Origin of the sequence: Kribbella sp. NPDC006257 (assembly GCF_040613535.1) — a bacterium.
Classification (GTDB): domain Bacteria; phylum Actinomycetota; class Actinomycetes; order Propionibacteriales; family Kribbellaceae; genus Kribbella.
In genome coordinates, this window is record NZ_JBEXSJ010000025.1 from 32,420 (window position 1) to 50,820 (window position 18,401).

Annotated in this window: 16 protein-coding genes; 11 read left to right on the forward strand and 5 right to left on the reverse strand. The window is 67.5% G+C overall.

Annotated elements, in window-relative coordinates:
* The first annotated feature begins 60 nt into the window (after positions 1-60).
* A complete protein-coding gene (locus ABZ004_RS26995) occupies positions 61-2,022 on the forward strand; it encodes a xylan 1,4-beta-xylosidase (protein ID WP_355683853.1) in 1,962 nt (653 codons plus the stop codon).
* On the opposite strand, the gene ABZ004_RS27000 is transcribed toward ABZ004_RS26995, so the two are convergent.
* Positions 1,928-2,689: a FadR/GntR family transcriptional regulator gene (locus tag ABZ004_RS27000; RefSeq protein ID WP_355683854.1), complete on the reverse strand. Its 762-nt coding sequence runs from the start codon at positions 2,687-2,689 to the stop codon at positions 1,928-1,930. The two genes, ABZ004_RS26995 and ABZ004_RS27000, sit on opposite strands and share 95 nt — an antisense overlap.
* Positions 2,690-2,829: 140 nt before the next feature.
* Between ABZ004_RS27000 and ABZ004_RS27005 the strand changes: the two genes are divergently transcribed.
* Genes ABZ004_RS27005 through ABZ004_RS27020 form a run of 4 tightly spaced genes read left to right on the forward strand, consistent with a single transcriptional unit; the run spans position 2,830 to position 7,173 of the window.
* The gene (locus tag ABZ004_RS27005; protein ID WP_355683855.1) at positions 2,830-4,089 is read left to right on the forward strand and encodes a sugar ABC transporter substrate-binding protein; all 1,260 of its coding nucleotides are present in this window, start codon (positions 2,830-2,832) and stop codon (positions 4,087-4,089) included.
* Positions 4,089-5,024: a sugar ABC transporter permease gene (locus ABZ004_RS27010; RefSeq protein WP_355683856.1), complete on the forward strand. Its 936-nt coding sequence runs from the start codon at positions 4,089-4,091 to the stop codon at positions 5,022-5,024. Before ABZ004_RS27005 ends, ABZ004_RS27010 begins: the two co-directional genes overlap by 1 nt.
* Positions 5,014-5,862 carry a carbohydrate ABC transporter permease gene (locus ABZ004_RS27015; RefSeq protein WP_355683857.1) on the forward strand — a complete coding sequence of 283 codons (849 nt, stop codon included), beginning with the start codon at positions 5,014-5,016 and terminating at the stop codon, positions 5,860-5,862. The genes ABZ004_RS27010 and ABZ004_RS27015 overlap by 11 nt, the downstream gene beginning before the upstream one ends.
* A 30-nt stretch (positions 5,863-5,892) precedes the next feature.
* Positions 5,893-7,173: an alpha-L-fucosidase gene (locus ABZ004_RS27020; protein ID WP_355683858.1), complete on the forward strand. Its 1,281-nt coding sequence runs from the start codon at positions 5,893-5,895 to the stop codon at positions 7,171-7,173.
* A 50-nt stretch (positions 7,174-7,223) separates the two neighbouring features.
* Here ABZ004_RS27020 and ABZ004_RS27025 read toward each other — a convergent pair whose 3' ends face one another.
* Complete coding sequence (locus ABZ004_RS27025; RefSeq protein WP_355683859.1) at positions 7,224-7,742, reverse strand: MaoC family dehydratase; 519 nt, start codon at positions 7,740-7,742, stop codon at positions 7,224-7,226.
* 197 nt (positions 7,743-7,939) lie between these two features.
* Between ABZ004_RS27025 and ABZ004_RS27030 the strand changes: the two genes are divergently transcribed.
* Together ABZ004_RS27030 and ABZ004_RS27035 are read left to right on the forward strand one after the other, a co-directional pair.
* Entirely contained in the window at positions 7,940-8,986 is a 1,047-nt protein-coding gene (locus ABZ004_RS27030) for a helix-turn-helix domain-containing protein (protein WP_355683860.1), read from the forward strand.
* The gene (locus tag ABZ004_RS27035; protein WP_355683861.1) at positions 8,943-10,298 is read left to right on the forward strand and encodes a BTAD domain-containing putative transcriptional regulator; all 1,356 of its coding nucleotides are present in this window, start codon (positions 8,943-8,945) and stop codon (positions 10,296-10,298) included. Before ABZ004_RS27030 ends, ABZ004_RS27035 begins: the two co-directional genes overlap by 44 nt.
* Before the next feature lie 14 nt (positions 10,299-10,312).
* Here the strand turns inward: ABZ004_RS27035 and ABZ004_RS27040 are convergent, their stop codons facing one another.
* On the reverse strand, positions 10,313-10,828 hold the full coding sequence (locus ABZ004_RS27040) for a phage holin family protein (RefSeq protein ID WP_355683862.1): 516 nt from the start codon (positions 10,826-10,828) through the stop codon (positions 10,313-10,315).
* Between the two features lie 75 nt (positions 10,829-10,903).
* On the opposite strand from ABZ004_RS27040, the gene ABZ004_RS27045 reads away from it, so the two are divergent.
* The 3 genes from ABZ004_RS27045 to ABZ004_RS27055 all read left to right on the forward strand — a co-directional run bounded on the left by ABZ004_RS27045 (position 10,904) and on the right by ABZ004_RS27055 (position 14,323).
* The gene (locus ABZ004_RS27045) at positions 10,904-12,010 is read left to right on the forward strand and encodes a magnesium and cobalt transport protein CorA (protein ID WP_355683863.1); all 1,107 of its coding nucleotides are present in this window, start codon (positions 10,904-10,906) and stop codon (positions 12,008-12,010) included.
* A 207-nt stretch (positions 12,011-12,217) separates the two neighbouring features.
* Positions 12,218-13,231 carry a helix-turn-helix domain-containing protein gene (locus ABZ004_RS27050; RefSeq protein ID WP_355683864.1) on the forward strand — a complete coding sequence of 338 codons (1,014 nt, stop codon included), beginning with the start codon at positions 12,218-12,220 and terminating at the stop codon, positions 13,229-13,231.
* A gap of 108 nt (positions 13,232-13,339) precedes the next feature.
* On the forward strand, positions 13,340-14,323 hold the full coding sequence (locus ABZ004_RS27055) for a winged helix-turn-helix domain-containing protein (RefSeq protein WP_355683865.1): 984 nt from the start codon (positions 13,340-13,342) through the stop codon (positions 14,321-14,323).
* Between the two features lie 6 nt (positions 14,324-14,329).
* Here ABZ004_RS27055 and ABZ004_RS27060 read toward each other — a convergent pair whose 3' ends face one another.
* Positions 14,330-15,550, reverse strand: a complete 1,221-nt coding sequence (locus ABZ004_RS27060; protein ID WP_355683866.1) for an acyl-CoA dehydrogenase family protein — start codon at positions 15,548-15,550, stop codon at positions 14,330-14,332.
* 111 nt (positions 15,551-15,661) lie between these two features.
* Entirely contained in the window at positions 15,662-17,119 is a 1,458-nt protein-coding gene (locus tag ABZ004_RS27065; protein ID WP_355683867.1) for a serine/threonine-protein kinase, read from the reverse strand.
* Positions 17,120-17,335: 216 nt separating this feature from the next.
* On the opposite strand from ABZ004_RS27065, the gene ABZ004_RS27070 reads away from it, so the two are divergent.
* The gene (locus ABZ004_RS27070; protein ID WP_355683868.1) at positions 17,336-18,310 is read left to right on the forward strand and encodes a winged helix-turn-helix domain-containing protein; all 975 of its coding nucleotides are present in this window, start codon (positions 17,336-17,338) and stop codon (positions 18,308-18,310) included.
* The last annotated feature ends 91 nt before the right edge of the window (positions 18,311-18,401 follow it).

Genomic DNA, 18,401 nt, shown 5'->3' on the forward strand with positions numbered 1-18,401 from the left:
GAAGTGGAGGGACGTGTTGTCCGCTTCTTCGGACGTCAGCAACCGATCTGGGAGAACTTGATGCGTGACGCGAAAGCCGACTGGGACGCGCGGATCTCGATCCGCAGCGACGAGCAGCGCGAGTTCGCCTTCCCCGATCTCGACCCACCGAAGGAGGTCCGGGCGGTCGGCGGGATCGGGCAGGTGACGATCGACTGGTCGCCGGTCGAGGGCGCGGTCGGCTATCTGGTCCTGCGTGCGACGGAGGACGGTCCGCTGGAGCCGGTCGACCACCACAGTGGCGACATCCTGGCGGTAGCGGGCCCGCCGTACGTCGACACCACGGGCACCCCCGGTACGGCGTACCGGTATGCGGTTGCGAGTGTGCCGGAGGTGACGGCAGCCGGCCGGGCGAGTGAGATGGTCGGAGCTGTGCCGCTCGTTGCTGATGGCATCGATCCGGTGGTCACCGTGACTGTCGATGCCGTTGCTGAAGGCATCGAATTGCAACGGCCGTGGGTGCCGATGGTCGGGAGCGAGCGCCTCAGTCAGCTGCTCTGCAAGGATCTTAGCGGCGGGCGTGAGATCGGGATGGAGTTGGAGCAAGCGCTGCGCCGGATGCACGACGAGCTCGGCGTACGGACTGTGCGGGCGCACGCGATCTTCCACGACGACACCCGTGTCTTCGGCGAGACGGGCTACGACTTCACTGTGGTCGACGCGATCTACGACAAGTTGTTGGAGATCGGGTTGCGGCCGGTGGTCGAGCTCGGTTTCATGCCGCGCGAGTTGGCGGCCGATCCGTCGAGGACCGTCTTCGAGTACGGCGCGATCATCTCGCCGCCTCGGTCTTATGAGGCGTGGGGTGACCTGGTTCGGGCGCTGGTGGAGCATCTGGTCTTGCGGTATGGCTTGGACGAAGTCGTGAACTGGGACTTCGAGGTGTGGAACGAGGCCAACCTCGCGGTCTTCTGGTCCGGCACCAAGGCCGAATGGATGCGCCTGTACGACGTGACGACTGCCGCGGTGAAGGCGGTCGATCAGCGGCTGAAGGTAGGTGGGCCTTCGTCGGCGGCGGCCGGCTGGGTCGACGATCTGCTGGCGCATGCCGCGGCGAATGGGTCACCGGTGGATTTCGTGTCGACACATCTCTATGGGAGTGCGCCGCTCGACGTACGGGCGTCGTTGGAGCGGCATGGATTCGGGGATGCGCGGATTCTGTGGACGGAGTGGGGTGTGACGCCGACGCACTTCAATCCGATCAACGACTCGGTCTTCGCCGGGGTGTTCGTACTACGGGGCATGCGGTCGGCGGCTGGTCGCGTCGACGCGCTGTCCTACTGGGTTGCCTCCGACCACTTCGAGGAACTCGGTCGCCCGCCACGCCTTCTCCATGGCGGCTTCGGCCTGCAAACAGTCGGCGGACTCCCCAAACCACGCTTCCATGCCCTGTCCCTGTTGCATCGCCTCGGCCCGGTCGAGCTTCCGGTTCAACTGACCGGTGACGGAGCCGGCAGCTTGGTCGAAGCCTGGGCCTCCCGCGACCGCGACCGCATCGCAGTCCTCCTCTGGAACCTCACCTTGGACCAAACCAAGTACGAAGGCGCCCCCGAACTCACCCGCACCATCCGCCTTGAACTCCCCGACATCAACCCCACCTGGCAACCCACCGCCACCTACCTGACCCCCGGAGCCCCTGGCGGGACGGGGGCGGGCGGAGCTCCGGCCGCTGGCGGGGCGGGTGCTGAGGGCGCTCTGCGCCCCGCCGACACGGCGGCGACCCAGGGTGGCGCGGGAGCGCCGAAGTCGGGCGATCCGGTGGCGACCGAAGCCGCGGCGGGGAGAGCCCTGGGCTCCGGTGATCTGGTAGCTGTTGTTCGGGGGATGGGGATTGGGGATTGGCCGGGTGAGGAGGAGTGGGAGGAATTGCGGCGGCGGAGTGGGATGGTTAGTGAGGGGTTGGAGTGGGATGGGGTGGGGCTGGCGGTGCGGGTGCCGATGCCGGGGGCGGTGCTGGTAGAGCTTCAGCCGCCTCGGGGGTGAGGGTTTCCTGGATCCAGCGTTCGACGCCGGCGATGTGGACGGTCGCCCAGGACTTGGCGACGTCGGGTTCGCGGCCGGCGATCGCGTCCAGGATCGCGCGATGTTCGGCGACCGTCCGGGCGACCGCGTCGGACTGGGTCAGACCACGCCAGATCCGGGCCCGATAGGTCTGTTGGCGTAGCCCGTCGACGATCGAGGCGAGCGCCCGGTTGCCGCTGCCGACCGCGATCAGCCGGTGGAACTCCACGTCGTTGGCGAGCAGGTCCTCCACCGACGGCTCCGGCCCGAGCTCGTCGAGCAACGTCCGGAGTACGGCGATCTCGTCGTCGGTCATCCGGATCGCCGCGCGGGCCGCGGCGGCCGGCTCGAGGATCCGTCGTACCTCGAAGAACTCCAGGACCGACGCGTCTTGATGTAAGTCCAGAACGAAGCCCATCGTCTCCAGCAGCAGGGTCGGATCGAGGCTCGTCACATAGGTCCCGTCGCCCTGCCGGACGTCCAGCACCCGGATCAGCGCGAGCGCCTTGACCGCCTCCCGGAGCGAACTGCGGGACAGCCCGAGACGCGCCGCCAGGTCGGGTTCGCGCGGCAGCCGGTCCCCCGGCCGCAGCTCACCGGCGACGATCATCTGCTTGATCCGGCTGATCGCCTCATCGGTCACCCGCATGTCCTCACCTCCGAGCAAACATCGGATGTCTTCATCCAGTAAACCCAACACCAAAGCCAATGTCGACAACAGCGAGCCCTTGACGCCTCCACAGCAGGCATCTAAAGATCGGATGACTACACGCCGCCGCGGAGGTCATCATGAACAGAACACGGGCAGGACGACGGCTCGTCGCAGCCGCCGCCGTACTAGCGCTGGGAGTCCTCTCCGCTTGCGGAGGTGGGAACTCAGGAGGTGGATCGGGATCAGCGGACAAGGCTGATCTGGTCTGGCAGTTCTGGGTCGGTGGGACCGAGGACCAGGCTGCCTGGCAGAAGGTCGCCGACCAGGCGCACACCGATCACGCCGGGATCACCGTCAAACTGCAGGGCGCCGACTGGAACAGCTACTGGTCGAAGATCGGTACCCTGCTGGCCGGCGGGAAGGCGCCCTGCATCATCGGCATGCAGAGCCTGCGGACCGCGTCGTACGCGAGCGCGATGCTCCCGCTGGACGACCTGATGACGAAGTACGGGCTGAAGGCCGAGGACTTCGACAAGCCGATCATGGACGGCCTGAAGGTGGACGGGAAGCAGATCGCGATCCCCTACGACTCGGGCCCGATGGTGATCTTCTACAACCGCGACGCGTTCGCGGCGGCCGGCGTGGCCGAGCCGAAGCCGGGCTGGACGATGGACGACTTCAAGGCGGCCGCGAAGAAACTCACCGCAGCAGGCAAGACCGGACTGGTGACGACTCCCGGCGACCTGGGCGTGACGTCGTGGGTGCGCACCCTGACCGGCGCGGAACCTGTTGCCGACGGCAAGCTCAATCTCACCGACCCGAAGTTCGAGCAGGGGTTCGCGACCTACGCCGACTTCGTGCACACCGACAAGATCGCCCCGCCGGTGCCGTCGGGCAACGGCGATTTCGAGACCACCCAGTTCGTCTCCGGCAAGGCGGCGATGCAGCTGAACGGGCCGTGGTCGCTGATCGACACCAAGGGCAAGGCTAAGTTCAAGGTCGGAATCGCGCCGATCCCGGCCGGTCCGGACGGCTCGAAGACCTTCACGGCCGGCTCGGGCTTCGGCATCTCCCGGTCCTGCAAGACCCCGGACGCCGCCTTCCAGGCGATCATGTCGATGACGAGCGAGAAGCCGTTGAGCACGCTGGCTGCCGCCGGTCGCGCCTACCCGGCCCGCACGGCCGCTCATCCCGCCTGGTTCACCGCTGCCGGGATCGACGGCGCCAAAGAGACGCTGGACTACGCGTCGCAGAACTCGGTCCCGCTCGTCACCTCCAAGAACTGGGTCCAGGTGGCCGACCTGCTCGGCCGGTTCGGGACCCAGGCGCTGAACGGTGAGGTCCCGCCCGACCAGGCACTGAAGACCATCCAGGACCAGGCAGGCGCGGGATCCTGATGGGCGCCGCGGACGTCACGACCGTCGCTCCGCCCGGCACCCTCCGGGCCGGGCGGCGGCCCGCGCTGCGCCGCGACGGCCGGTACGCCGGAATCTTCCTCGCCCCGAGTGTGATCGGGCTGGCCGTGTTCACGCTGTTCCCGACCGCGATGGCGCTGGGGATCAGCCTGTCCGACTGGCCCGTGTTCGGTGAACGCAAGTTCCTCGGACTCGGCAACTACTCCCATCTGCTGCACGACCCGGTGTTCCGCCGGGTGGTGCTCAACACGGCCCTGTTCGTGGTGCTCTACGTGCCGCTCAACGTGGTGGTGTCGCTCGGGCTGGCGACCTGGCTCGGGCCGAAGATCAAGGGCCGGCAGGCGTTCCGGGTGCTGTTCTTCATCCCGGTGATGACGCCGATGGTGGCCAACGTGATGGTCTGGCGGCTGCTGTTCCAGCCGGGCGGGCTGATCGACGGCGGGCTGCAGAGCTGGTTCGGCATCGACGCGCCGAACTTCCTCGGCTCCTCCAGCTGGGCGATGCCGGCCGTTGTGGCGATGTCGATCTGGCAGGGCTTCGGCTACAACTTCCTGGTCTTCTCCGCCGCCCTCGACCAGGTGCCGCAGTCGCAACTGGAGTCCGCGCAGATCGACGGCGCCAGTGCCTTCCAGCGGTTCCGGTACATCGTCTGGCCGATGATCACCCCGTCGCTCTTCTTCGCCACCACGATGACCCTGATCACCTCGTTCCAGGTCTTCGCGCAACCGTTCATCCTGACCCAGGGCGGTCCGGGCGTTTCCACCCAGACGATCGTCATGTTCGTCTACAACCAGGGCTGGCAGTTCCTCAACATGGGCCTCGCGGCAGCGGCCGGGTGGGTGCTGTTCGTCATCATCATGGCCATCACCGCCGTCCAGTTCTTCGGCCAGCGGAAGTGGGTGCACTATGACGTCTGATGCCAACAGCACGACCCGCAAGGTCCGCAGCGGGATCTCCCACACGCTGCTGATCATCATCGCGATCGTCTTCCTCGGTCCCTTGCTGTACGCCGTATCGACGTCGCTCAAGCCGGCCGACGAGGTGTTCACCCCGACGCCGCACCTGTTCGGCTCGGAGATCCGCTGGCAGAACTACGCGGATGCGTTCAGCTTCGCCCCGTTCGGCCGGTACTTCCTGAACAGCTTGTTCATCTCCGTGGTCGGAACACTGGTGGTACTGGCTGCCTCGAGCCTGTCGGCGTACGCGTTCGCACGGTTGCGGTTCTGGGGCCGCGATCAGCTGTTCGTGGTCTTCCTCGGCACCCTGATGGTGCCGCAGGAGGTGCTGATCGTCCCGATGTACTGGCTGATGCAGACCCTCGGGTGGGTCGACAGCTACTGGGCTTTGATCTTCCCGTGGGCCTTCACCGCGTTCGGTACGTTCCTGCTCCGGCAGTTCTTCCTGACCGTCCCGGCGGAGCTCGAGGAGGCCGCCCGGGTGGACGGGTGCGGTCCGTTCGGGTCGTTCTTCCGGATCATGCTGCCGCTGGCGAGGCCGGCCCTCGCAGTACTGACCGTCTTCACCTTCATCTCCTTCTGGGGCAGCTTCCTGTGGCCCTTGATCATCACCAACAGCGTGGAGAGCAAGGGCACGGTGCCACTCGGGCTGGCGCAGTTCATCGGCCAGCAGGGCACCCAGTGGAACCTGATGATGGCGGCGTCCGTGCTCGCGATGCTGCCGACCGTGCTGCTCGTCATCCTGCTGCAGAAGCACCTCGTCCGCGGCCTGCTCGTCACCGGCCTCGGCGGCCGCTGAAACCTCGAGAAAACAAGGGAATCTCCTGCTATGACCTCTGAATCCATCACTAAGTTTAAGGAATGGCGTTTCGGCCTGTTCGTCCACTGGGGCCTGTATTCGCTGCCGGCCCGGCACGAGTGGGTGAAGAATCGCGAGCGCCTGACCGACGAGGACTACCAGCCCTACTTCGACCATTTCGAGCCCGATCTGTACGACCCGCGGGAGTGGGCCCGGGCGGCGCGCGAGGCCGGCATGCGGTACGCCGTACTGACGACCAAGCATCACGAGGGTTTCTGTCTCTGGGACTCCGACGTGTCCGACTACACGGTCGCCGGTACGCCGTGGGGCAAGGACCTCGTCGGGCCGTTCGTCGAAGCCTGCCGGGCCGAGGGGCTCGGGGTCGGCTTCTACCACTCGCTGATCGACTGGCACCATCCCGAGTTCCCGGTCGACACACACCATCCGCAACGCGACGACCAGGAGGCCCGGGCGAAGTCGGCCGGCCGGAACATCCAGGTGTACGCCGACTACCTGCACGCGCAGGTCCGCGAGCTGCTCACGGCGTACGGGCCGATCGACATCATGTGGTTCGACTTCTCCTATCCGAACCGCCCGTACGAGGACGGGACGCCGAACGCCGGGAAGGGCAAGGACGACTGGCGCTCGGAGGAGCTGATGGCGATGGTCCGGGAGCTCCAGCCGGGCATCCTGATCAACGACCGGCTCGACATCCCCGGCGACTTCGTCACGCCCGAGCAGTACCAGCCGAGCAGCCCGATGGTGCGTGACGGCGTACCGGTGGTCTGGGAGGCCTGCCAGACGCTCAACGGGAGCTGGGGATACGACCGCGACAACCTGGACTGGAAGTCACCGGACCTGCTCGTCCGGATGCTCGTCGACTCGGTCTCCAAGGACGGCAACCTGCTGCTCAACGTGGGGCCGACCGGGCGAGGCGAGTTCGATCCGCGGGCGCTGGACACGTTGAGCCAGCTCGGGCGGTGGACCAGGCAGCACAGCCGGTCGATCCACGGCGCGGGTCCGAGCGAGCTGACTCCCCCACCGGACTGCCGGTTCACGCAGCGCGGGGACCGGCTCTACCTGCACGTGTTCGCGTGGCCGCTGCATCACCTGCATCTGCCGGGGATGGCCGGGAAGGTCCGCTACGCGCAGTTCCTGCACGACGCGTCCGAGGTACGCCGTACGGTCACCGATCCGGACCAGACGGCCCAGAACACGACGATGGGCGGACTCGCGCCGGGCACCCTCACGCTGGAGCTCCCCACCCAGCGCCCCGACGTCCTGGTCCCGGTGATCGAACTGTTCCTCTGACCCCTTGCGTCCGAAGGATCGAGGGCCCTGGACCCTCGGTTCTTCGGCCGCTACGACTTGGTGGGTGGGTCGATGGGCACCGGCCGGCCGGGCTGTTCGCCGCCGCGGGCTTCCAGGTAGGAGTTCTTCGGGACCATCACCTTGCGCTTGAACAGGCAGACGACGGTGCCGTCCTGCTTGTAGCCCTTGGTCTCCACGTAGACCACACCGCGGTCGTCCTTGGACTTGGACTCCCACTTGTCCAGCACGGTCGTCTCGCCGTAGATGGTGTCGCCGTGGAAGGTCGGCGCGATGTGCCGCAGCGACTCGATCTCCAGGTTGGCGATCGCCTTGCCGCTGACGTCCGGCACCGACATGCCGAGCAGGATCGAGTAGATGTAGTTGCCGACCACAACGTTCTTGCCGAACTGGGTGGTCTCCTCGGCGTAGTGCGTGTCCAGGTGCAGCGGGTGGTGGTTCATGGTGAGCAGGCAGAACAGGTGGTCGTCGTACTCGGTCACTGTCTTGCCGGGCCAGTGCTTGTAGACGGCACCGACCTCGAACTCCTCGTAGCTACGCCCGAACTGCATCAGCGAACCCCTTCTGCTCTGTCCCGCCCATGCTGCCCAATCAGACCCGGTCCCGGCAGTACCCCAGAGCGTGGCCTACCTCTCAAACAGGTGACAGCTCCCGAGAGATACGTCACCCAGCGGGCGTGATCGGGCCGTGAGTGATCGGTAAGCGGCGCCTGTTTGGCTTGAGGTTCTGGGGATGGAGGACGGGACCGATGCTGCGAATTCACTTCACCGCTGACGACTACGCGAGGACCACTCTGGCGCCGGGGCCGGACCCGATGTGGGAGATGCTGCTGAGCCTGCACATGCTGCAGGTCGAGGACGGGCCGCTTGAGTACAGCGGCTGGCGGCAGCGGATGCGCCGTCAGCTCCCAAGGGAAGCCGTCGGACCGCTGGCCGCGCTGGCACCGCCGGTCGGGTACTCCCCCGACTTCCTGACGCCGCAGACCCGCGCCGGCGAGCTCGACCACGTAGTCGACCGGCTGCTGGCCGTACCGCGTGGGCGACTCCGCACCGACCTGTCCATGCTCACCCCGCGGCCCAGCGCCGTCACTTGGGTCCGGCAGCTCTCCGAGGGCCGGCCCGAGTCCCTGCACCGCCTCGGACATGCCATCCGCGTCTACCACAAGTCCGCACTGGCCCCGTACTGGCCGTCGCTCAAGGGTGCCGTCCGGAGCGACCACCGGCAGCGGCTGGACCAGCTGACCTCCGGCGGCATCGCCGCAGTACTGGAAGGCATCTACCCGCAGGCGAAGTTCAAGGACAGCGTGCTGGAGATCCCCACCTTCTCGACGGACAGCGACCTGCGACTGAACGGCCGGGGCCTGCGCCTGCAGCCGTCTTACTTCTGCTGGCAGCAGCCCACCAAGCTGGCCGACCCCGAACTGCCCCCGGTACTGGTCTTCCCGATCAAGACCGCCGGCGGCCTCCTGCACGGCGACAAGGCGGGCGACCACACCCAGGAGCGCCTGGCTGCTCTGGTCGGCAAGACCCGGGCGACCGTGCTCGGCCTCACGGTCGACGGCACCACCACAACCCAGCTGGCGGCCGCCTGCGACATCACCCTCGCCACTGCGAGCCACCAGACCGCCGTACTGCGGGAAGCCGGGCTGATCGAGTCCCACCGGCGCGGCAAATCGGTGATCCACCTGGCGACCCGGCTCGGACACGCACTGCTGGAGGGCACCTACCCGGGTCCGGGGGACACTGAGCTGCATGAGTCCCGTCTTCCGCATCCTGGGCCCGGTCACGGTCCTTGAAGAGGGACGGGAGATCCCGATCGGTGCGCCCAGACTGCGAACTCTGCTCGCCGCCCTGCTGGTGAACGCCAACCAGACGACCAGTGCCGCGGAACTAGTCCAGTGGCTGTGGGATGGTGAGCCGCCCGCGCAGCCGCAGCGCGCGCTGCACTCGGCCGTCTCGCGGCTGCGCGGGCTCATAGGTCCCGAGCTCGGTCTGCGGCACCAGGCGGGTGGCTACCGGCTAGAGGTGGATCCGGGCGACCTGGACCTCTGCCAGTTCCGGGAGCTGACCGCTGCCGGGACCGCGGATGCACTGACCGAGGCACTGCGCCTCTGGCAGGGCGAGCCACTGACAGGGGCGCATGACTCCGCCGTAGTACGGGACAAGCGGGCGGTGCTGCAGGAGGAGTGGCTGCGGGCCGCCGAGCAGCTCGTCGATGCCCGACTGGCTCTACGGGAGTATGCAGACCTCATCCCCGAGCTGACCTCACTCACGAAGCGGTACCCGTTGCGGGAGAGGTTCTGGGCGCAGCTGATGCTCGCGTTGCACAAGTCCTCGCGGCAGGCGGAGGCCCTGGCGGCGTACGAGGAGCTGGCCGCTCTACTGCGGGAAGAGCTCGGTATCGACCCTGGCGAGGAGATCCGCCGGCTGCACTCCGCAGTACTGAACGGTCCGGACGAGACGCCGTGGCAGGTGCATCGGCAGCTGCCGGCCGACATCGGGGACTTCGTTGGGCGACAGGACGAGGTCGCTGCCATCGTGGAGCATCTGACCGAGGCCGCAGTACCGGTGATCACGATCAGTGGACCGCCGGGCGTCGGCAAGACTGCTCTTGCGGTGCGGGCGGCGCACTTGTTGAAGGACCGCTACCCGGATGGCCAGTGGTTCCTCGGAGAGGTAGATGCAGTCCCACCGGCCGACAAGCGAGTGCTGATCCTGCTGGACGACGCCAAGGACGCGGAGCAGGTACGCCGACTGCTGGATGCACGGAACAGCGCAGTACTGGTCACCAGCCGAAGCGAATTGGCTCTGGAAGGCGCATTCGGTACGACGCTCGCAGTACTGGCTCCTGGTGAAGCAATCGAGCTCCTGCGAGCGGTGCTTGGTGCAGAGCGGGTCGAGCATGATCCGCAGGCGACAGCAGATCTCGCTGAACTCTGCGGCTATCTACCGCTGGCCCTGCGAATCGCTGCCGGCCATCTGGCGCTCAGGCCGGGCGAACCGATCGCTGCCTACGCGGACCATCTCCGCGGCAACAACCGGTTGCTCGACCTCGCTCGACGGGGTGACCACGACGCCGCTGTCGAAGCAGCCTGGACACCCTGGTGACTGGGACATGCCCCCTAGCTGGACTGCTCCGGCAGCCGCGGTGCGACCTCGCCCTTGAGCGCCAGCTTGGCCAGGTGGTTCCGGGCCTCCTCGGCGAACTTGTGGTCGCACAGTACGTCGTACGTCGTCGCCACCACCGCGGTGCGTGAGGTGAAGTCGCGGCGCCCGCCCAGCTGCGCGTAGCCGATCGCGCCGAACGCCATCCCGAAGATCGCGCCCAGCACCACGCCGGTGAGCAGCGCGGCCAGCCAGCCACCGTTGCTGGTGAACAGGCCGAGCAGGATGCCGACGAAGAGGCCGAACCAGGCGCCGCTGGCCAGGCCGCCGGTGAGCGCGCGGCCCCAGGTCAGCCGGCCGGTGATCTTCTCCACCTGGCGCAGGTTGTTGCCGACGATGGTGGTGTGCTCGACGGGGAACTTCTCGTCCGAGAGGTAGTCGACCGCGCGCTGCGCCTCCCGGTACGTGTCGTAGGTCCCGATCGTCATTCCGGTCGGCCGGGGGTCCAGCGAGGGCATGCCCTGGGTGCTCATCGTCGTTCCTCTCCTCTTGCGTGCATGTCCATCATGGCCGACGGCTGGTGACGGCACATTGATAGCCTCGCGTCGATGACCGGGCGACGGTGGGACATGGGCGCGACACGCCGGGTGGGACGCGTGTTCGCGCGCCGCGCCGGCACTGGTGCTGGCCCGATCGATCTGGTCGGCAGCGGCACGCTGGACGGTGCCCTGGTCGACTGGGCGTTCTACCGCGACGGGTACCGCGACCGGAAGATCGGTTCGTACGTCGATGCGCTCACCCGCGCCCGGCGCGGTGACGGATTCGTCTGGATCGGCCTGTTCGAGCCGAACGAGCAGCAGCTCGCCGTGATCGGCTCGGAGTTCCGGCTGCACGCGCTGGCGCTGGAGGACGCGACCGAGGCTCACCAGCGGCCGAAGCTGGAGCGGTACGACGACACGCTGTTCGCCGTACTGAAGACCGTTCGGTACGTGCCGCACGGGACGCTGACGGCGACCAGCGAGGTGGTCGAGACCGGTGAGGTGATGATCTTCTGCGGACCCGGCTTCGTGATCACCGTGCGGCATGGCGACCACGGGGAGCTGACCGGGCTGCGGCAGGAGCTGGAGAAGGAGCCCAAGCGGCTGGCCGCCGGGCCGGGCGGCGTACTGCATGCGATCACCGACCACGTGGTGGACAGCTACCTGGAGGTCGCCGACGCCGTCCAGGCCGACATCGACGTGATCGAGACCGAGATGTTCAGCCCGCGCGGCTGGCGCAGTATCGAGCGGGTCTACCAGCTCAAGCGCGAGGTGCTCGAGCTGAAGCGGGCAGTGGCGCCATTGACCGGTCCGATGCGGATGCTCTCCACCGGGCGGCACCCGCTGATCCCGGACGAGACCAGGAACTACTTCCGCGACGTGGACGATCACCTGCTCCGGGTGAAGGAGCAGGTGATCTCCTTCGACGAACTGCTCAGCTCGATCCTGCAGGCCGGGCTGGCCCAGGTTCAGGTGGCCGAGAACGACGACATGCGCCGGATCTCGGCCTGGGTCGCGATTTTGGCCGTGCCGACGATGATCGCCGGCATCTACGGGATGAACTTCGACTACATCCCGGGACTGACCTCGCGGTACGGGTACTTCGTCTGTCTGGCCGCGATGGGCGTGGCTTGTGCGGGTCTTTACTGGCTGTTCAAGCGCAACCGGTGGCTGTGAACCCTTTCCCGCCATTACACCTGTAGCCGTGAGTTGGCAACCTCTTGCCATGGCCGCCACTGCCGCGTCCGGGGACGGACGATGAGGTTGTGCCCGCTCTCAAGCACCTGCTTCAATTCCGGCATCGCGTTCGGTCAGCACTCCAGCACGGTCTGCTACCGACGGCATCGGGGGATGTCGCGATGATCCGCACCCTGGGAGGGCTCCGTGCTTCGCATCCACTTCACACCTCGCGATCTCGCCCGCACGACCGTGTCCACCCAGCCCGCTCCGCTCTGGGAGATCCTGCTCAGCCTGCACATGCTGCAGCACTCCGACGGCCGGCTGGTGTTCGACGACTGGCGCCGCCACGTGCGGACCAAGGTGGCTCCGGACCAGATGCGGCTGCTCCTGGAACTCACACCCGTGCGGGGCTACTCCCCCGACTTCCTCACCCCGGCCGAGTCTGCGCCTGACTTCGAGAGTGCGCTGGACATGACGCTGTCGACCCCGCGGCAGCAGATCCGCAGTGAGCTGGACCTGCTGAGCAAGTGGCGCCCGGTCTCGCCGTGGACCAGGGAGCTGGCCGAGGGCAGCCGCACCTCGCTGCGCAAACTCGGTGGGGCGATCAAGACGTACCATGACGCCGCCATCGCGCCGTACTGGAAGTCGATCGGCACACATGTGACCGCCGACCACGCCTATCGCGGTGACGCGGTCGCCCGGTACGGCGTCGACCGGCTGCTGTCGACGCTGCACCCTCGGGTCCGCTGGGTGGCGCCGGTGCTCCAGGTGCTCGACATGAACGACCGCGACCTCTACCTGGACGGCCGTGGGATCGAGCTGCAGCCGTCCGCGTTCTGCTGGCAGGTGCCGACCAAGCTGCGGGACCCGGACCTCAAGCCGATCCTGGTCTACCCGATCCAGCACGCGCCCGGCATCCTGCGGCAGGCCTCAACGGACCCTGTCCCGGACGACGCTCTCGGCTCACTGCTCGGGTCTACTCGCGCCGCTGCTCTGGAAGCCGCAGTGTCCGGCTGTACGACGACCGAGCTGGCCAAGCGCTGCAACATCTCCGCTGCGGCAGCCAGCCATCAAGCAAGCGTCCTGCGGGAGGCCGGGCTGATCACCACTCGCAGGGAGGGTTCGTCCGTTCGCCATGAGGTCACCCAGCTCGGCATCTGGCTCCTGGCCGGCCACGGCTCCGGTGGTATCCGCCAGAACGCGACCGTGGCCGGCTGACGATCCTGCTGGGAACGCCCGTCGCAGGCAGCGCCGCCTGCCGTGACAGGGCGCTGACAGGCTGCGTCGGGGAGGATCGAGGCAGAGAATCCGAAGGGGGCGCTCCTCTTGCTTCGCATCCATTTCACCCGGGACGACCTGATCCGGACCACGCTGGCTGACGAGCCCGACCCGCTGTGGGAAGTGCTGCTCAGCGTGCACCAACTGCAGGGCCGGGACGGCACCGGTCACTACGGCACCTGGCGTGAGCGGACGCGGCGGCAGCTGCCCCGGCCGGCCGGCCACCTGGTTCAGCTGGCACCACCGCGTGGCTACTCGCCGGACTTCCTCACCCCGGCGGAGAGCGCGGACAGCTTCGAGGAAGGCGTCGAGAAGGTCCTCACCATCCCGCGCCGCCGGTTCCAGCACGAGCTGGACATCCTCGCCCAGCGCCGTCCGGCTTCGCAGTGGACCCGCCAACTTGCCGACGGCCGCAGCGAGGCAGTGAAGGATCTGGGCCACGCACTGCACGCTTACCACCGGTACGCGATCGCGCCGTACTGGGACTCCATCCGGTCCGTCGTCCGGGTCGACCTGCAGCGCCAGGTCAGCAACATGTCGGGAGGTGGCGTCGACAAGCTGCTCGGCAAGCTGCATCCGTCAGTGCGCTGGGAGTCGCCGGTGCTGCACATTGACGGCTTCCCTGACGACGACCTGCACCTGGACGGCCGCGGTATCAAGCTGCAGCCGTCAGTGTTCTGCTGGAAGAAGCCGACGAAGCTGCACGATCCACTGCTTCCGCCGGTGCTGGTCTACCCGGTGCAGTACGCGCCTGGTTCACTCCACCGGGTCAGCGGCGACGCGCGCTCCTTATCGCTGTCCGCATTGCTCGGCAGCACGCGTGCTGCGGCCCTGGAGGCCATCGCAGACGGCTGTACTACGACCCAGCTCGCCCGGCGCTGCCAGATCTCACTTGCTGGAGCCAGCCGACAGGCAGGCATCCTGCGCGAAGCGGGCCTGATCACTACCAGCCGGGCCGGTCAAGCCGTCCAGCATGACCTGACCGCACTCGGCCGGGCCGTCCTGGACGGCTCGATGAACAGCCTGTCGTAGTACGGATCAGAGCTTGTAGTCCTCGAGGAGGCGGCGGCCGATGATCATCCGCTGGATGTCGGCCGTGCCCTCCCCGATCAGCAGCATCGGGGCCTCGCGGTAGAGCCGCTCGATCTCGTACTCCTTCGAGAACCCGTACCCGCCGTGGATCCGGAAGGAGTCCTCGACCACCTGCGAGCAGTACTCGCTGGCCAGGTACTTCGCGACGCCGGCCTCGAAGTCGTTCCGCGAGCCCGAGTCCTTCTTCCGGGCCGCCTTCACCATCAGCTCGTGCGCCGCCTCGACCTTGACCGCCATGTCGGCCAGCCGGAACAGCACGGCCTGGTGCTCGGCGATCTTCTTGCCGAAGGTCTCCCGCTGCTGGGCGTAGGAGATACCGAGTTCGAACGCGCGCCGGGCCACCCCGCAGCCGCGGGCGGCGACATTCACCCGGCCGACCTCGACGCCGTCCATCATCTGGTAGAAACCCTTGCCCGGTACGCCGCCGAGGATCTGCCCGGCGTCGATCTCGTACCCGTCGAAGATCAGCTCGGTGGTGTCGACGCCCTTGTAGCCCATCTTCTCGATCTTGCCCGGCACGGTCAGTCCCTTGTCGACCTCACCGAACCCCGGCTCCTTCTCGACCAGGAAGGTGGTCATGTTCTTGTAGACCGAGTCGTTGCCCTCGTCGGTCTTGACCAGTACGGCGACCAGGTTGGCCGACCCGCCGTTGGTCAGCCACATCTTCTGGCCGTTGATCGTGTACGAATCGCCACCACCCCCCTCGCTTTCCTTCCCTTGTTTGTTCTTGGTGGCCTTGGTCTTGATCGCGGCGACATCGGAGCCGCACCCCGGCTCGGACATCGAGAACGCGCCGCGGACGTCGCCGGTCGCCATCCGCGGCAGGTACTTCTGCTTCTGCTCGTCGGTGCCGTGCTGCAACAGCATGTAGGCCACGATGAAGTGCGTGTTGATGATGCCCGACACGCTCATCCAGCCGCGGGCGATCTCCTCGACGCAGAGCGCGTAGGTGAGCAGCGACTCGCCGAGCCCGCCGTACTCCTCCGGGATCATCAGCCCGAACAGGCCGAGCTCCTTGAGCCCTTCGACGATCTTCGTCGGGTACTCGTCCTTGTGCTCCAGCTCGGTCGCGACCGGGATGATCTCGGACTCGACGAAGGCCCGGACCGTCTTCAGGATCTCCTCCTGGATGTCGGTCAGTCCTTCGGTCTGCTGCAACCTGCTCATGCTGGGCTCCTTGTCGCGCGCTTACTCGCGAGTATCGCGGTACCCAGCATCGCGGTCAGCCCCCGACACCCGCTGTGACACGAGCCACCCCGAGGCCGTCAGGTGGCTCACTTACTCGTCGTTGTCGTTCGAGTGCGGCATCGTGCGGCTGAGCGTGTTGAAGAGGACGACGATCTGCGGGGTCGCCTGCCAGCGGTGCTCGCGCTGGGCGTCGATCAGCCGCCGCTTGGCGTCGGCGAACTTGTTGCCCGCCTCCTCCTCGTCCCCCTCGTCCAGCGCTACCGCCGCGTCGTCGACATCCTTCGCCGCCGCCCGTGCCACCTTCGCACCGCGCCCGTCCTGGGCTCGGAGCAGAGCGGCGAGCGTCCGCAGCTGACTGATCCGTGCCGAAGGCGCCGGCGTGGTCTTCGGCTTCTTGGTGGGCTTCGGAGTAGGCGTGGGCGTCGGGGTCGGCGTCGGCGTGGGCTTCGGTTTCACCGTCGCCGTGGCCTTGCTCGCGACGGATGGAGTCGGTACGTCGTGGGCCTGCGCCGTCGAGTCGCCGACGCCCTCCTTGAGCAGCGCGGCGATCACCACACCGGCCAGCACCACCGCGACCGCCAGGATCGCCTTGGCGAACGGGAAACCACGCTTGTGACGCGGCTGGTCCTCCTCGGCGTCCGGGCGGAGTCCAGGCACCAGTTCGCCTGCATCCGGTTCGATAGAGGCGGGTTGTGCTTCGGCGAGCGGGAGGATCGTCAGTACCCGCGTCCCGGCTTCTGCGGTGGGCTGGTTGAGGTAGCGGATCACCTCGGCGGCGGAGGCCGGCCGAGCTCCAGGTGCCTTGGCGAGCAGTCTCGTCACGAGCTCACCAAGGCCGGCACTCACCTCCGGCCGGCGTACGACGATCGGCACCGGTGTCGCTTCGAGGTGCTGGCGGAGTACCGCCTCGAAGTTCTCACCGACAAACGGCGGCTCTCCGGCGAGCAGTTCGTAGAGCACGCAGCCGAGGGAGTACCAGTCGCTTGCGGGTGTCGCACGCTCGCCACGGACCTGCTCTGGCGAGACATACGCGGCGGTGCCGAGCAGCACGGGTCCAGTGGCCCCGTCGAGGCCTACTGCCTGCGCGATGCCGAAGTCGGTGATCTTGAGCGTGCCGTTCGGCGCCAGCAGCAGGTTGCCCGGCTTGACGTCCCGGTGCACGATCCCGGCGGCATGCGCCGCGTCCAGAGCCCGTGCACCCTGTACTGCGATGTCGGCGACCTGCTGAACCGGTGGGAGACCGCCGCTGCGCAGGAGTTTTGCCAGGTCGGGCCCGTTGACCAGCTCCATCACCAGGAACACCTGGCCGTCCGCAGTACCGACGTCGTAGGTGGCGACCACGTTCGGGTGAAGCAGGCGCGCAGCGGACTGTGCTTCTGTGCGGAACCGCTCAGTGGCATCCATCAGGTCGCCGTCCAGCCGCCGCAACAGCTTCACTGCGACCGGCCGGGCCAGTACCTCGTCCTCGGCCTGCCAGACCTCGCCTGCGCCACCGTGCCCCAGCAACGTCAGCAGTCGGTACCGCCCTGCGAGTACCTCGCCGTTCACAACCAACACCCCACAACGCATCAACCTCGGCCGGACCGCATCACCTTAGGCGTCACCACCGCCGAGAGCGAGTTCACAGCCGATTCCTTCAGCTCTCTCTGAGGTCCGGGCCGCTGGTGGCCCTGTCAGCGGCTACCGTCTGCAATGACCCCATGACATCCATGGGGACACGTCTGCGCTCAGGAACGCCCACCGGCCGCATTCGGAGGCTCACCGATGCTTCGCATCCACTTCACTGCCCAGGACCTGATCCGTACGACGCTCGCGACCGAGCCGGATCCGCTCTGGGAGGTGCTGCTCAGCCTGCACCTGCTGCAGGACAGCGGAGCAGAGCTGGTCTACGGCAAGTGGCGCCGCCAGGTGACCCAGCCGGCGCCCCGCCAGCACCTGCGACGCCTGGTGGAGCTGGCTCCGGCCAGGGGCTACTCGCCGGACTTCCTGACGCCGGCGAAGGCGCATGACAACCTCGACGAGGCCCTGGACACGCTGGTCTCGACCGAGCGGACGACAGTGCTGAACCAGGTCGACTACTTGATGACCCGGCGACCCGCGACCGCCTGGACGAAGGCCCTGGCCACCGGGGAATCGGGGGCGATGAAGCAGTTGGGTGCCGACGTCCGGGCGTACCACGACACCGCGATCGCGCCGTACTGGCCGTCGATCCGGCGGCAGGTCAACGCCGACCGGGCGATCCGGGTCGAGTCGATGGTTCACCACGGCGTCGAGCACCTGCTGGCGAACCTGCATCCGCGGGTCCGCTGGCAGGCGCCGGTGCTGCAGATCCTCGACTTCGTCGATACCGATGTGTACCTCGACGGCCGCGGCCTGCGGCTCCAGCCGTCGTTCTTCTGCTGGCAGGCGCCGACGAAGCTCCGTGACGGCAACCTGCCGCCGGTGCTGGTGTTCCCGACTCGTCCGGCACCCGGTGAGCTCCACCAGGGCGAGACCCGCACGGCCGGCTCACTGGCCGCGCTGCTGGGCCGCACCAGAGCAGAGGCGCTGGCTGTGATCGGCAACGGCAAGACCACCAGCGAGGTCGCCCAGCTCTGCAAGGTCTCGCTGCCCGCAGCCAGCCAGCAGACCGCCGTACTCCGTGGCGCCGGGCTGATCACCACGCGCAGGACCGGCACCGCGGTCCTCCACGAACTGACCACCCTCGGCGAGGACCTGCTCAACGGAACCGGGACTTAAGGCACCATTGAAAAGCTTGGCGCTGTCGCAACCCCTTGGCATCTTCGTCCTGCGCCGTCGCACCGTGCGACGGTCATCACCAAGGGGGAAT